We start from the raw sequence: 15,291 nt of genomic DNA on the forward strand, positions 1-15,291 counted from the left end.
GCACGCCGTCGTGTAGACGGTATCGATGCGGGTCAGGTATACGGGTCCATGGGGATTTGGGGCAAGAGGCGGCGATGACCATCCACGCGGCGCGACCCGCGCCGACCTTGAGTACTGCGGTGGACGGCGAGAGGATGACGGTTGCCATTGGCGGCGGCTGGACGATCCATGCCAGCCACGAGATGGAAGGTCTCGTCACCGGCCTGAAATCGGGTACCCCCGTTTTCATCACAATCGACCTGTCGGGCGTAACCCATCTCGACACGGCTGGCGCCTGGTTGATCCACCGCTTGCAGGGCGATTTCGAGTTCAAGGGCTCGCGGGTTGAACTCACGGGACTCAGCGACAAGTTCAGGTCGCTGGTGGGTGAAATCGAAAGCCACCACCCGCCAGCGTGGAAACCGCGCGTTCGCCGGCGTTCGATCGTGGGCCTGCTGGAAGCGACCGGCAGGCAGATGGCCGAAATCGGCAATGATATCGTCGCCGTCTGCCACATCGTCGGGTCGCTGGCGGTCGTTCTGTCCGGAATCCTGATCAATCCCCGGCGGCTAAGGGGTATTTCGGTCGCCGTTCAGTTCGACCGTTCATGCATTGGCGCCGTTCCCATCGTCGCGCTGATGAGCTTCCTGATCGGCGGCATCATTTCCCAGCAGGGCGGCTTCTACCTGCGAACGTTCGGCGCGGATCTTTACGTGGTCGACCTTGCCGGCGTGCTGGTCCTGCGTGAAATCGGGGTTCTTCTGACGGCGATCATGGTCGCGGGCCGTTCCGGTTCGGCATTCACCGCGGAACTCGGTTCCATGAAGATGCGCGAGGAGATGGATGCGCTGCATGTCATCGGCCTCAGGGTAACGGAAGTTCTCATTTTGCCGCGGCTGCTTGCGCTGATGATCGCCCTGCCGATCCTTGCGTTCATAGCCGACCTTGCGGCCCTTTTCGGCTCGGGCCTCGTGACATGGGCATATCTTGAAATCCCGCCGCAGATCTTCATGCAGCGGCTGAATGAAGCCGTCACCCTGCAAACGCTTTGGGTCGGCCTTCTCAAGGCGCCCTTCATGGCGATGATCATTGCGCTTATCGCCTGCGTGGAAGGGCTGAAGGTTTCCGGATCCTCCGAATCGCTCGGCCTTCACACCACGCTTTCGGTGGTGAAGGCGATCTTCATGGTGATCGTGGTCGATGGTATGTTCGCCATCTTCTTCGCATCTATCGGGGTTTGAGCTGATGCGGGAAGGGGAAGGGGAAGGGGAAGGGGAAGGGGAAGGGGAAGGGCAGGTGTCGGGCGTCGGGGAGGAACGCAAGATCGCGGTTTTGAAAGCGCGCGGCGTCACGGTCGGCTTCGGTGAGACCCTCATCCTGGAAAACCTCGACCTTGACGTCTATCGCAGCGAGATCCTGGGTTTCGTCGGCGGTTCCGGCACCGGCAAATCCGTTCTCATGCGCACGATCCTCGGACTTGTCGAAAAGCGTGCCGGAAAGATCGAGGTGTTCGGCGACGATCTGGACACCGCGACGGCGGACGAACGTGCCGCGATCGAGCGCCGCTGGGGCGTTCTTTTCCAGCAAGGAGCGCTGTTTTCCTCTCTCAACGTGCGCCAGAACATCCAGGTACCAATGCGCGAACACATGAACATGTCTCAGCGCTTGATGGATGAGATGGCGCTTTTGAAGCTGGAGATGGTCGGGTTGCCCCGCGATTCGGCCGAAAAGGCGCCTTCGGAGCTTTCCGGCGGCATGATCAAGCGCGCAAGCCTTGCCCGGGCGCTGGCGCTCGATCCGGATCTCGTCTTCCTGGACGAGCCGACATCGGGGCTCGATCCCATCGGCGCGGCCGCCTTCGACGATCTCATAGAACGGCTGCGGGACGCCTTGGGGCTCACGGTCTATATGGTCACCCATGACCTCGACAGCCTGCATTCCATTTGCGATCGCATCGCTGTATTAGGGGAGCGTCGGGTACTCGTCACGGGAACATTTGACGAAATGATGCAGGTGGACCAACCCTGGGTGAAATCGTACTTCAGGGGTGAGCGGGCCTTGCGTCGGGTGGAACAGGACGAGGTTTGAATGGAGACCCGCGCCAATTACATCGCCATCGGCGCCTTTGTCTTTGCGATCATCATCGCAGCCTTCGTGTTCATCTATTGGCTGGGTGTCACGTCCAACGGCACCAAGAGCGTAAACATCAAGGTTATTTTCCCCGGCGCGGTGACCGGCCTGTCCACGGGCGGGCAGGTGCTCTACAACGGCATCAAGATCGGCGATGTCGGCGCTTTGGAGTTCAATCCGCGCGATCCCAAGGTCGTGCTGGCGACGCTGCGCGTCAACCCCAACGCCCCGCTGCGCAAGGACACCAAGGCAACGCTCGGATTTCAGGGTCTTACCGGGGTAGCCTATGTCGAGCTTTCGGGCGGCACGCCGGGCTCGCCATCGCTGTTCGAGACGGCGGACGACAAGGAACCTGTCCTGTATGCGGAACGTTCGGCTTTCGAGGATATCGTCGAAGGCGCACGCAACATTCTTGGCAAGGCGGACACCACTCTCGACACGATCGAGGAAGTGATCGCCGGGAACCGGGACGAGATCGACCAGACGATCAAGAACATAAACCAGTTCTCCGAAGCGCTGGCCAAGAACTCCGACGGTGTCGACCAGTTCATGTCATCGGTCGCCGACACCGGTGAGGCGTTGACGAAACTGTCGAACCGTCTTGAAGGCCTCGTGGCCAAGGCGGAAACGATCGTGGATGCCGTGCCGCCCGAAAAGATCACCTCGATCGTCAATGATACGGCCGAAATCGCCACGAAAATTTCCGAGGCTTCGAACGGGCTTTCGACGTTGATCGCCGACTCAAAGACGGCGGCGGAAGAATTGCAGAGCTTTACCGCAGGGCTCAACGAGAGCCTGAAGCAGGTCGATGCGGTGCTGGCCGAGGTCAAACCGGGAGATGTCCAGAAGATCGTTCAGGGCGTTTCACAATTCGCAGAAGTGCTCGACAACCGCAGCGCTGATATCGACAAGGTCGTCGCGTCCACGGCGGCGACGATGGAAAACGTCGAGAAGGTTTCAAAAACGCTTGGCGACCGGCAGGTCCAGATTGCTGAATTCATCGACAGCGCGGCCGCTGCAGGAGAACGCCTGAATTCGACGCTCGAGGAGGCGGGAAAGATCATCGCTACCGTCAATCCGCAAAGCGTGCAGGATATCGTCGATGGGGCGGCGAGCTTTTCCAAGGTGCTGAACGAGCGTCGCGGGGATATCGACAGGGTGATCGCATCCGCCGCTTCGTCCATGGACAATATCGAGAAGGTTTCCAAAACGCTCGGGGACCGTGACGCGCAGATCGGCCAGATCGTAGACAATGCCGCGCTCGTGGAAGAAAAGCTCGTCCAGTCGCTCGACGAGGCGAATCGCGTCTTGTCTGCCGTGAACTCGGACGAAGTCGCGCGGATCATTGCCTCGCTCGATACGCTGACATCCGATGTGGCGGGAAAAACCCAGACAATTTCAACGGCGATCGACGATGCTGGAAAGGCGGCAGCGAACATCCGCTCCTTCACCGGCGACATTGAAGGCCGCAAGCCCGATATCGACCAGATCATCACCAACGTGAACGAGCTTTCGAAGAACCTGAATGCCGCAAGCGTGAGAATTCAAGGCGTTATCGACAAGGTTGACGGCATGGTGGCCGGCGATGGAGAGGGCTTCGTTTCCGAAGCGACGAAGGCTGCGGCCGCGATTCGCAAGGCGGCGGATATCCTGCAGGAAAACATCGGGCCGATCGCGAACGGCCTGAACAAGTTCGCCACGCGCGGATCGGCGGATTTCTCGGCCGCAATGGGCCAACTCAACAGGACCTTGGTGGAAATTCAGCGTGCAGTGGCTAATATCGACCGCGATCCGAGTCGCGTGATCTTCGGCGGATCGGATACACCGACATTCGGCGGGGCGAGGCGACGGTGACAGCAAGGGCGTTTCGGGGCGAACGGGGCCGCATTCCGGCAGGCGAGGGGGATGGCAGGGGCGCGTGCCGCCGCGCCTTCCGTGTCGCTTTGGCGCTCGCGTTCGCCGCAGGGCTCGGCGCTTGCGCCAGCACCACGCCTTCCGCGCTATACGGCTTGAACGCGCCGCGCAGCGTGCAGGGCGCGGCAGCCCGCAGCAGCCGCCAGATACTTGTGCCGCAGCCTTCCGCGCTGCAAGCGCTTGATACGGTCAATATCGCCGTCGTCGATACCGGTCCGATCTACACCTATTTTCCGCGCGCGGCATGGTCGGACACGCTTCCGAAAGTCGTGCAGGCCAAGATCATCGAAACGCTGGAAAACACCGGGCGCCTTCGCGGTGTCGGGCGCCCGGGCGAGGGGCTACTGATCGATTACCAGCTCCAGACGGACCTGAGAGCCTTCGAGCTTCGCATCGACGGTCAGGACCGTGCCTATGTGGAAATCGCGGCACGGCTTCTCAACGACCGCACTGGAAGGGCGCAAGCCAGCCGCGTTTTCTCGGCTCAGGTTCCCTCGCGCGGCGTCAACGTGGATCAGGCGGTTGAAGCCATGAATGCCGCCGTGGACCAGGTGTTGAGCGAGATGGCGGCCTGGGTGCTGCGCCAGGTCTGAGCCCTGATGGGGCGTTTCCCAGGGAAGCGTTCCAGAACCAATGAGTCCTGGCCGAACTGTCTTTTTCCTTGGTGAAATTGAAAGAAAAAGGGGCGCATCCGGCTGGATTGCGCCCCTTTTCCTCATAGCGGTTGTGCGTCGCTATTGAATGAGGATGAGGCCCTTGCCCGGAAGGCAAGGGCCTCATTTCGATCAGTCGAGCCTGCCGCTCGCATGCGCGAGCATCGTGTAGACCTTGCCGGTATCCGACGTCAGATAGGTCTGGCTCAGCATGCTGTCGCGGTCGTTGCGCGAAACCTGGGCAAGAAGCTGCTCGAAGTCGCGGATATAGCGGTCTACCGCGCCGCGGAATTCCGCGTCTCTTGCATACTTCTGGCGGATTTCGTCAAACGTCTGCTGCCCTTGAAGGGTGTAGAGCCGACGGGTGAACACGTGCCGTTCGCCGCGCTTGTAACGATCCCAGAGATCAAGGAAGGTCTCATGGTCGATCGCGCGGGCAATGTCCATCGACAGTGAATTGAGCGATTCAACCATGTGCAGCGGAGAGCGGCCGTTAGAGCCCGCGTCGACCTTCGGTGCCTCTTCCGCCGCCTCGTCGCGCGAGGCACGGCGAAGAAGGTCGCTCACCCAGCCGCGGCCCTGCGGTTGCAGCTCTTCCTGGCGGGGCTTTTCCAGGTCGCTCAGCGATACCTTGCGCGGCTCGGCACGTTCCTCACGAGGAGCGGCCGGAGCCTGGCTGGTCTGCGGCTGAGAGGAGGGCTGGCGCTCGCGCGCAGCCGGCTCGGCAGACGCATTGGGCGCGGAGCGGTTGGTGGCGGATGCCTGCTGCAACTGCGCCTTTTCGCCGGAACGCGACACGTCCAGCGAATTGGACTGCTTGGCAACGATATCCGACAGTTCGCCGAGTGCCCGCACCTGCTCGCTGACGATCTTGCGAAGCGCCGCGGTTGATTCCTCCGCCTCTTCGGGAAGATCCAGGATACCCTGCTTCAGCTCCGCGCGCGTAGCTTCGAGTTCGCGATGGACGTCCTTGGCGACATCGCGCATGCGCGTCGTCGCTTCGGTGAAGCGTTCGGAAGCTTCTCCCAGCATCCGCGACATCTCGGTGACGATCTCGTCTTCCGCCGCCTTGATGGATTCGCGGGCCTTCTGCCCTTCGAGCCCGGCGGAACGGCGCATGGACTCGAACTGCTCGGTAATCGCCTGGGTCGCCCTTTCGGCGGCGGCGGCCAGCATCGTCGTCACTTCGCGGGTCTTGTCGTCCGCCGAATTCAGGGTTGCGGAAAGCTGGTCGGTGAAGCTGCGCATCAGGATGTCGACAGCTTCGGTTTTCGCGAGCAACGTATCGGCCACATCTTCGATCGCCGTACGGCGGTCGGCGATGCGCGAGGAAACGTTCGCATCCGTTTCCTCCAGCTTCCGAGCGGCGTCCGAAAGCTGGCGCCCCTGCTCCTCGAAGCGGTGGGCGAGGGCGGTGATATCCGCAAGCACCGTGTTGGAAACATCGCGCAGCAGGCCGACTTGCTGGTCGATCGTGCCGGTGGATGTATTCGTTTCCTGGACGGCGCGGTCGACGGCGGTCCGGAACTCGCCGGCGCTGCGCGACAGGCCGCTTTCGACCGTCGAAAGGTTGAGGCCGGCTTGCTCCAGAACCTCGCTGAGCGTCCCGTTTGCCTGGTTCAGCCGGTCGAGGATGCCGCTGATGTCTTCCTCCAGCCGCGCCTTTGTCGACTGCAGGACGTCGGCAGCCGAGTTGCTTCGCTCATCCAGCGAGTTGATGATGCTGTCGCCGGCTTCCACCAGGGCCCTGGTCGTTTCCAGCCCCTTGCGGGCGAAGTCGTCGGCGGTCTCGCGGCCCTTGACGGTGATCGCGTCGAGGATGGCCGAATGGACCTCTTCGACACGCACCGTGAGACTGCGAGCGCGCTCCTCGATCGTTTCGACGAGGACATTGCCGTCCGTCCCGATGAGCCTGGACATTTCCTCGGTCCGCTCGCCGAGCGACTTGTTGAGTTCATCCGCCTGGGAAAGCAGGTTGGCCGCCACCGCATGACCGCGTTGCGACAGCATGTCGGCTGCCTCGCGCACGGCTTCGGAAATGCGCCCGCGCACATCGTCCGTCTCGCCGGAGATGAGATTTCGGATTTCTTCCGTGGCACGGCCAAGGATCAGGCGGGCCTGTTCGCTCTCCGCCGACAGCGCGCCGGACAGTTCCGCGACCGTCCGCGACAGGTCGGTGCGGGCCTTTTCCGTCTCGCCGCCAAGCGAATCCGCCATTTCCGCGAGCGTTCCCACATACAGCGCACGTGCCTTCTCGCTTTCCGCGGCGAGGCTGCGGGCAGCCTCGTTGACGGCGGTGAAGACAAGATCGCGCACCTGCTGGCTTTCGCCGGAAAGGGCACTCGTCGCCTGCGTGATTGCATGGGTGATCGATTCCGCGGCCTTGGTGCTTTCGCCCTGCAGGACGCCTCGCGCCTCGCCAATGGAACCGAGGATGATCTCGCGCAGCCGGCCGCTTTCGCCGCCGAGTTTGTCGGTGGCTTCGTTCACGGACGTATCGATGATCATGCGCAGGCGGTCGCCTTCGCCGCCGAGGCGGCTGGTCGCATCGTTGATCGAAGCGTCCACAAGTTCGCGCAGCCTCTCGCCTTCGCCGGAGAGCGAGCCCGAAACCCGGTCGATCGTCTGCGAGGCGATGTCGATGACACCGGTGACGGCAACGCGTGCCTTCTCCGTTTCGGAGGACAGTGTGCCGGATATCGCGGCAAGGCGCTCGGACAGGATCTGCTCGAGCTTGCCGGCCCGGCTGTCGAGCGTTTCCGCCACCTCGAACACCTTCGCGCCGAGGGAGACGTTGATTTCCGCCACGCGATCGGCAAGCGAGTCCGTGAGTTCCTGGCTTTGCCGGGCAAGCACGGTGCCCGCGGCTTCGAGCCTTTCGTCGAGTGCGCTCGCCATTTCGTTCTGGCCCGCCACGAACGCGGAGGCGATTTCGCGGGTGCGGGCGATCAGCGTTTCGCTGATCTGGCGTCCGCGCGCATCGAGTGCCTGATCGATCCGCTCCGCGCCCGAAGACATGGTCTCGGCAAGATGCGTCGTCTTGTCCGTCAGGGCCGTCGCCGCATTCTCGACCTTCTCGCCGATCGACTTTTCGAAGGTCGCCAGGTGCTGCTCGATGGACGTACCGATCTCGTCGGAGCGTCGCGTCAGGCTGCGACCGATCGATTCCGCGCGGTTTCCAAGGCTAGCGCCGACCTCGTCGACCTTGGCCGATAGATGCTCGGTGATCGCGTCGGTGCGGGTCTCAAGCACATTGGTGAGTGCCTGCGTCTTGCTTTCAAGCGCTTCGGCAAGAGCGGATGTGCGGCCTTCCAGGGCTTCCGAAAGGGCGTTGGTGCGTCCTTCGATCGCTTCGTTCAGGGTCGCGGTGCGCTCATGCATCGCCGCCTCGAAGGTGGCCGTGCGCTGGTTGAGCGTCATGTCCAGCGTCTCGATGCGCCCGTCGAGCGTCTCGCCAAGCGCGTTCGTACGCTCGCCAAGCGTGGAATCGATTGCCTTTGCGCGGCTTTCAAGTGTCTCGTTGAGCGTCGACAGACGAGCACCGAACGTCTCGTCGATCGCCTGAACACGGCCTTCAAGCGTGCCATCGAGCCTCGACAAGCGTGCATCGAAAGTTTCGTCGATCGCCCTTGAGCGGCTCTCCAGGGTTTCGTCGAGCGCCGAAAGACGGGCGCCGAATGTCTCGTCGATCGCCTGGGCGCGCCCTTCGAGCGTCCCGTCGAGTGTGGAAAGGCGTGCGTCGAAGGTTTCGTCGATCGTTCTTATGCGGCCGTCAAGCGTATCGTCGAGCCGCGTGAGGCGCATGTCGAAGGAATCGTCGATATGCGCGATACGGCTGTCGAGAGAAGTGGTCAGCGCGTTCGTGCGCTCGCCGAACTTCGTGTCGATGTAATGGATGCGGCTGTCGAGCGTCTCTGCGATTGCGCTGTTGCGTTCGTCGAAGGCGGCGATCAGACGGTCGCCACGCTCGCCGACGATGCTTTCAAGCTGTTCGAGCCTCGTGCCGAGGCTCGCCTGCAGGACGTCGCTGCGATGTTCGAGAGTTCCGGTGAAACGCTCGCCCGCGGCGATGATTTCCTGGGAGGCCTTCGAACCGCGCGAACCGATGAGTTCCGCAAGATCGGTGCCGGTCTGGGCCAGTTTCTGTCCGATCGCGACCGTCTGCTCCGAAAGCGTGCCGGATATCTGGCCCGATGCGCTTTCCAGCGTGTCACGGAAGAGGTTGGTCTGGCCTTCGATAAGTTCGGCGATCTCCTTGCCGCGCAGGTTGAGGCGGTTGTCGAGCGTCTCGCCATTGATGGAAATCGCTTCGTGGATGCGCTCGCCGACCTGGTCGAGGCGGTTGGCAAGCTCCGTGCCGCGTACCGAGATAGTGTCGGTGAGGTTCGCCGCCGTTTCGTCGAGCTTCGTGGCGATTTCGCCGCCGCGCAGCGAAAGGTCGACAACGATGGACTCGCCGGTGCCGCGCAGGATTTCGGCCACTTCGCTCGTGCGGCTCGACAGGGTTTCGATAATCTCCGTACCCTTGTGCGCGATCGCGTGGGCGACATCCTCTCCGCGCCGGGAGATGCTGTCGACGACCTGCTCCCTCGTGGTGGAAAGGGATTGGTCGAGCGCGGTGACGCGGGTGTCGATCGTCGACATCAGGTTTTCGGTGCGCCCGGTGATCGTGTCGATCAGGCGTCCGCTCGTCAGCGACAGGTTGGAATTGATCTCCTCGCTGCGTTCGGTGATGGACTGCTCGACAGCCGCGCCCGTGGCGGCGATCTGGTCGGTCAGTTCCTTGCCGCGCACCGACAGGGCCTCGGTGAGGGAGGTCGATGTCGTCGACAGCGTATCGTTGATTTCCTGTCCGCGCTGCGAAAGCGTCTCGATGAAGCCGCTTGCGGTATTGGCGAAGCGGGAATTGATGTCGTCGCCGCGTGTCGCCAGCGTTTCCGTCAGTTCCGTGCTCGTACGGTTCATCGTGTCGACGAGTTCGGAGCCTGTGGAGGTCAGCCTTTCGACATAGTCGGAGCTGCGCGATGTCAGGCTGTCGATGAGCTCAGCGCCTGCCGCGTTGAAGGTCTCGGTGATGTTGGTCACGCGGGAATCGACGGTCGATGTCAGTTCTCCGACCCGATCCTCGATCGCATCGGTCAGCCGTGCGGTCGCCGCATCGACGGAATTGTCGAATTTCTGGGTCGTGGTGTCGAGCTGCTCGGCAAGGGCCTCATGCGCGCCCGCCAGCGCATCGCGCACGCGGTCGGCATTCGTGATGACCGCTTCGCGCTGCGTGACGAGTTCCTCGATCAGCGAGCGGATCTTGAGTTCGTTGTCATTGTAGGAACGCTCGAGCGAGGAAACCTCGTTGTGAACGAGAACCTCAAGCTCGCTGGCGCGTGCGATCGCCCGCTCGATGCCGTCGCCCATGGCCGTGACCTCGCGGCGGATCGCCTGGCCGACACTGAGGATGGATTCCTTGGCGATGTCTTCCGGCTCGGCCAAGCGCAGTGCGACTTCCGTCATTCCGCGGGCGACGTTGCGCATTTCCTGGGCGCGCCAGATCATCATCGCCATGACCCAGAAGAAGACGATGGGAACACCGACCGCGACCAGCGAAAGGACCAGCCCCGGCGCATTTGCGAGGTCGGCAAGGCTCGTGATGGTGGCGGCTTCCGCCTTGAAGGCGTTGAGGGCCAGCATGGTGCCGATCCCGCCCCAGATGGCGCTGAGCAGGAGGGCGATCCAGAATGGCGTCGAAGAAGGACGGCGCTGGAGCGAATAGATCAGGTTGCCGATGGAGCGGCGGTCGTCGTTGGCAGCGGAAGTCGGCCGCCCGCCACCACGCCCGCGGCGGCGGCGCTGCGCCTGCTGCGGGGCTTGTTCTTCGGCCGTTTCGCCAACGGCCGGCTTTTCCGCCTGTTTTTCCGCGTTTTCCGGTGCGCGGGCTTCGGGCGCGGTTTCGCTCGCGCTCGCTTCCGCCTCCTGCGATGTGTCGTCCGGTCCGCCGAAATCGATTTTCAGCGCTTCTTCCACAGCCGAAAGGGCCGCTTCCGCCGGATCTTTCATCTTCGGGGGATTTGCCATCTGTCGTTGCCTCGCGTCCGTACTCTCAACTCACCGGCCGCCGCAGCTTATATCGAGTCGCGCTGCGTGCCAGGGTGCGTCAAGGAAGTGTGCTCCAGAAGCTTACAGCCCTCAGGGGCCCCTTGAGAACACTATCCGGGTGGATCGCATTTGCGCATCTGTTGCCGCTTGCGCGCAAATACGATCATCCAGCCTTGCCGCATCACCATAGCTAATGACACAATAACACCACCCTAACAAGGATTTGCGGCTGTCCCCGCAATGAGCAAATGAGCAAAATCAAGGCGAAAATCGGGTCGAAGAGTGCATCTTCCGAAGTTGCTGCAAAAGCTTCGTCCAAGCCCTCGCCGACGCGCCGGTTGACGGCCGCGCAGCGTTCGTGGCTCGAGCGGGGCCTCGATCAGGCCGGAGGGAAGCTGCCCTTGTTCGATGTCGGGGGACGGGAAATTTCGCATAGAACGATCCGCGCCTGTATCGCCGCAGGCCTTGCAGAACCTTGGTTTTCCAACCCTATCAAGCCTGACTGGCTCGTCTGCCGGCTCACGGAAGAAGGCTATCGCGCGCTCGGCAAGGCACCCCCCGGCGATCTTTGAAAGACATCTCCTCCGATCGCAAATTCGTGGTGCGTCTGGCGTTAACTTTCAGCCTCGTAAAGGTTCGTTAACCTTAATATTTAGAAGTTGAATAATTGTGTTAACCAAAAAATAACTTTCTTGAAAATCTTTCGCGAAATTCACTGCATAAGTGCCTTGCCTTAACTCGAATTTGGGTTAGAGGGGCCGACTCTCGATCTTCCCCTGCCGGCTTTGGGCGGTATTCGGAGCGTCGAGACCGCTCGACCGGACGGGACAATGGTTAACGACCGGCCTGACGGAAGGTGGCGAGATGGCGCAAGCAGCGTTCGGCAATTCTGGCGAGACGGAACGGGCTCCCGATGGAGCCGCGATCGACCTTGCACATCTGGCGCGGCATACGCTCGGCAACCGCAGCCTGGAGCGGGAGGTGCTGCGTCTGTTCGTAACCCAGGCCGAGATGGTGCTTGCGCGGCTGGAAGACACTCAACACGCAATGGTGATCCGCGAGCAGGCGCATACCATCAAGGGGTCTGCGCGCGGTATCGGCGCATGGAAGGTAGCGCTTGCGGCCGAAGCCCTGCAGGACGACACGGCAAGCGGCACCGAAAGCGCGTTGATTGTCTTGAGAAAGGCCATCGAAGAGGCGAATGCCTTCATCGCCGATCTTCTGGGCGAATGAGCGCCTGCCTCACTTACTGCACTGAAACCTTTGTCGAGCGCGCATTCCGTTTCTTCCCTTGACCTTTTCGGGCGAATGGCTATGTCGGTGGCAGTTCCTGTCTGTCACCTCTTCAAGTCTGCGAGCCCATGCCGAAAATTACATATGTCGCGCCCGATGGAACCAAGAGCGAGATCGATGCGCCGGTCGGGTCCACCGTCATGGAAAATGCGGTTAAGAACATGGTCGACGGCATCGAGGCCGAGTGCGGCGGCGCCTGCGCCTGCGCGACATGTCATGTCTACGTGGACGATGCCTGGGCGGAGAAGATCGGCACGCCTCAAGCGATGGAAGAGGATATGCTCGACTTCGCCTACGACGTGCGCCCGACTTCGCGTCTGTCGTGCCAGATCAAGGTGAATGAAGAACTCGACGGCCTCGTCGTGCATATCCCGGAGCGCCAGGCCTGACGTCGAGGCTCCGCCTCATACGTTAAGCAGCAGGTATTCTCGTTCCCACGACGAAATCACCTTGTTGTAGAGCCGCCACTCCAGGCGTTTGACGTCCACGAAAGCGTCAACGAAGCGCTCGCCGAGGATCTCCCTCAGCGGCTTGCAGGTTTCGAGAACGCTCAGCGCTTCATGGATGTGCCAGGGCAGCGATACGCCAAGGGTATGCGCGTCCACGTCCACGGCGGGCTCGGGCAAGCGTTTTTCCTCAAGCCCCAGCAACCCGCAGGCTAGTGTTGCCGCCATGGCGAGATAGGGGTTTGAATCCGCTCCGATCACCCGGTTTTCGACGCGGCGCGCCTCGGGCGGCGAATCCGGTACCCTCAAGCCGCAGGTGCGGTTGTCACGTCCCCAGTGGACGTTGATCGGGGCGTCGGATTCAAGGCGAATGCGGCGGTAAGAATTCACGTTCGGGCAGAACAGGGACATCGCCGCCGGGATATAGGCCTGCAAACCGGCGATATAGTGCAGCAGCTCTTGCGAATCCGAACCATCCTCATTGGCGAAGATGTTCTTGCCGGTAGCGATGTCGATCACCGACTGGTGGATATGCGTCGCTGAGCCCGGCATGTCCTGATGCGGCATGGCCATGAAGGTCGCGACCATGTCGAAGCGGCGCGCGGCCAGCCTTGCCGTACGCTTGAACAGGAACGTCTGGTCCGCGCGCTCTATCGGGTCGCCATGGCGAAAATTCATTTCAAGCTGTGCGGGCCCTGATTCATGAGCCATCGTCGCGATCTCGATGCGGCTTTTTTCGCAATATTCGTAGATCAGGTTGACGACATGGTCGAAATCGTTGGCGTGCTCGATGCCATAGGCCTGACGGCCGGATTCGCGCCGCCCCGATAGACCGTAAGGCACGGTCAGCGGCAGGTCGGGGTCGTCATTGCGACCCGTTAGGTAAAACTCCAGCTCAGGCGCCACGACCGGGCGAAGGCCTTTGTCCGCATAGCGTTCCAGAACGCTGCGAAGGACCTGACGGGGCGCGAAATCGACGGGCTTTTCGTCGATGAAGGACGAATCGCAGATCACCTGCGCGGTTGGCTCGTCGTACCAGGGTACGTAGCGCAGCGTTGCAATGTCGGGGACGGCGCGAATATCCCGGTCGAGCGGGTTCACGACGGCGGAATCGTCCGCCGTGTCGCCTGTAACGGCCTGGAAGAACAGGAATTCGGGAAGCCTGATGCCGTCCGCGATGACGCGGATGAAATCTTCCCGAGGAATGATCTTGCCACGCATCATGCCGTTCATATCCGGCACCATGCATTCCACTTCGTCGATACGAAGGGAACGAAGCCACTCGATGGCATCGCCGACAGAGGAAGGCCGGTGGGAGATGAGGTCTTCTGGCTTGCTGGCAGCGGGCATGGTCAGGCTCCGGAACGCGCGTTGCGAAAGGGCACGCGGGATCGTTTGAGGAAGCGTGATCCCGCCTGTCGCGTCAAGCGAATCCGGAGCGGGCCTTACTCGGCGGGTGCGGTGGCGGGCCGCCAGGGCAGGGCTACCTCGTTGCCTTCGCGCGGGGCGAGCGGCACGAGACGGGCGAGGAACAGGCTGATGCCCGCCATGCCGGCGCCGATGAGAAAGACCGCAGACGGCGAGATCAGCCAGATCAACCCGAATGCCGCCGGGATGAAGACCGCGGCAATATGGTTGATCGTAAAGGCGACGCCCGCTGTCGGAGCGATATCCGCCGGGTCCGCGATTTTCTGGAAGTAGGTCTTCATCGCGATCGCGATCGCGAAGAAGGCGTGGTCTATGACATACAGCGTGGCCGCAAGCGCCGCATTCGTCACGAAGGCATAGGTCGTGAAAACGCAGATCAGCCCGATGTACTCCACAGTCAACGCCCTGCGCTCGCCAAAGCGCATGATCAGTTTTCCGATTTTCGGAGCAAGCAGCATGTTGAAGACGCCGTTCAGCAGGAAAAGCCCGGCAACTTCATGAACATGGTAGCCGAAGCGTTCCACCATCAGAAAGCCTGCGAAGACGGTGAAGATCTGCCGGCGCGCGCCGCCCATGAAGGTCAGGGCGTAGTACAGCCAGTAGCGTTTCCTGAGCACCAGTTTCTTGCGTTGCGGCACGCCTTCGCGGAAATGCGGAAAGGCGATCACGAGAAAGCCCACGACGACGAGCGTCAGCGCCCCGGCGATCAGAAACACCGTCTCGAATGTGAGCTGGAAGGTCTGCCAGGCGATAAAGATGATGCCATAGGCGACCAGCTGCGCGAAAGCGCCGACGGCGATGATCTTGCCCATGCTGGCGGCCGCCGTCTCCTTCGGCAGCCACTGCAGCGAGAGCGACTGGTTCATCGTCTCGTAATAATGAAAGCCCACCGACATGACGAAGGTCGTGAAATAAAAGCCCCATGTCGTCGGGAAATAGCCGGTTGCTGCGACGCCCAGCCCGAGGAAGATCAAAGACACGAACGCAAGCGTCTGCTCGCGCATGACGAGAAGCAGATAGATCGCCGTGAACGCAAGGAAGCCCGGAATCTCGCGGATCGACTGCTGGATGCCGATCTCGCGGCCCGTGAAGTCCAGTTCGTGAACCGCGAAATTGTTCATCAGGTTCCACCATGCAGCAAATGAAAGCTGCATGGCGCCTGCCATGATCATCAGCATGACTGCTGGCGAACGCCAGCCTTTCGCCTGTGCCGGATCGGCGGAAGCGGTGAAATAGCTCATTGTCCGGTCTTCTTCAGGTGGCCTCTGCGGTGGAGGCGCGAATTTAGGTGTTCGCGCTTATGTACCCCAAGTCCGTCTTGCGTGTTAGCGCCAATGTGCCATTTTATGTTGGTGAAA

At 61.7% G+C, this 15,291-nt stretch carries 10 protein-coding genes; 7 read left to right on the forward strand and 3 right to left on the reverse strand.

Annotation, left to right across the window (positions count from 1 at the left end; genetic code table 11):
* Positions 1-74 precede the first annotated feature (74 nt).
* The 4 genes from GR183_RS02100 to GR183_RS02115 are packed head-to-tail and all read left to right on the forward strand — an operon-like array spanning position 75 to position 4,616.
* Positions 75-1,220 carry an ABC transporter permease gene (locus GR183_RS02100; protein WP_208999726.1) on the forward strand — a complete coding sequence of 382 codons (1,146 nt, stop codon included), beginning with the start codon at positions 75-77 and terminating at the stop codon, positions 1,218-1,220.
* Positions 1,221-1,224: 4 nt separating this feature from the next.
* Positions 1,225-2,067 (forward strand): ABC transporter ATP-binding protein, encoded by an 843-nt coding sequence (locus GR183_RS02105; RefSeq protein WP_160773922.1) that lies wholly within the window; start codon positions 1,225-1,227, stop codon positions 2,065-2,067.
* Positions 2,068-3,963 (forward strand): MlaD family protein, encoded by a 1,896-nt coding sequence (locus tag GR183_RS02110; protein WP_160773923.1) that lies wholly within the window; start codon positions 2,068-2,070, stop codon positions 3,961-3,963. It begins immediately after the preceding gene.
* Positions 3,960-4,616, forward strand: a complete 657-nt coding sequence (locus tag GR183_RS02115) for an ABC-type transport auxiliary lipoprotein family protein (protein WP_208999727.1) — start codon at positions 3,960-3,962, stop codon at positions 4,614-4,616. Before GR183_RS02110 ends, GR183_RS02115 begins: the two co-directional genes overlap by 4 nt.
* A 192-nt stretch (positions 4,617-4,808) precedes the next feature.
* On the opposite strand, the gene GR183_RS02120 is transcribed toward GR183_RS02115, so the two are convergent.
* Positions 4,809-10,745, reverse strand: coding sequence for an apolipoprotein A-IV repeat region-like domain-containing protein (locus GR183_RS02120; RefSeq protein WP_160773924.1), 5,937 nt, complete (start codon positions 10,743-10,745; stop codon positions 4,809-4,811).
* 269 nt (positions 10,746-11,014) lie between these two features.
* On the opposite strand from GR183_RS02120, the gene GR183_RS02125 reads away from it, so the two are divergent.
* The 3 genes from GR183_RS02125 to GR183_RS02135 all read left to right on the forward strand — a co-directional run bounded on the left by GR183_RS02125 (position 11,015) and on the right by GR183_RS02135 (position 12,448).
* Positions 11,015-11,338 (forward strand): hypothetical protein, encoded by a 324-nt coding sequence (locus GR183_RS02125; protein ID WP_202395831.1) that lies wholly within the window; start codon positions 11,015-11,017, stop codon positions 11,336-11,338.
* 292 nt (positions 11,339-11,630) lie between these two features.
* Positions 11,631-11,999 carry an Hpt domain-containing protein gene (locus GR183_RS02130; RefSeq protein WP_160773925.1) on the forward strand — a complete coding sequence of 123 codons (369 nt, stop codon included), beginning with the start codon at positions 11,631-11,633 and terminating at the stop codon, positions 11,997-11,999.
* A gap of 128 nt (positions 12,000-12,127) precedes the next feature.
* Positions 12,128-12,448 carry a 2Fe-2S iron-sulfur cluster-binding protein gene (locus GR183_RS02135; RefSeq protein WP_160773926.1) on the forward strand — a complete coding sequence of 107 codons (321 nt, stop codon included), beginning with the start codon at positions 12,128-12,130 and terminating at the stop codon, positions 12,446-12,448.
* Between the two features lie 15 nt (positions 12,449-12,463).
* Here GR183_RS02135 and GR183_RS02140 read toward each other — a convergent pair whose 3' ends face one another.
* On the reverse strand, positions 12,464-13,855 hold the full coding sequence (locus GR183_RS02140; protein ID WP_160773927.1) for a glutamine synthetase family protein: 1,392 nt from the start codon (positions 13,853-13,855) through the stop codon (positions 12,464-12,466).
* A 95-nt stretch (positions 13,856-13,950) separates the two neighbouring features.
* Positions 13,951-15,174, reverse strand: a complete 1,224-nt coding sequence (locus GR183_RS02145; RefSeq protein ID WP_160773928.1) for an MFS transporter — start codon at positions 15,172-15,174, stop codon at positions 13,951-13,953.
* Positions 15,175-15,291 lie beyond the last annotated feature (117 nt).

The sequence above is a fragment of the Stappia sediminis genome, from assembly GCF_009826895.1.
In the GTDB taxonomy this organism is placed as follows: Bacteria; Pseudomonadota; Alphaproteobacteria; order Rhizobiales; family Stappiaceae; genus Hongsoonwoonella; species Hongsoonwoonella sediminis.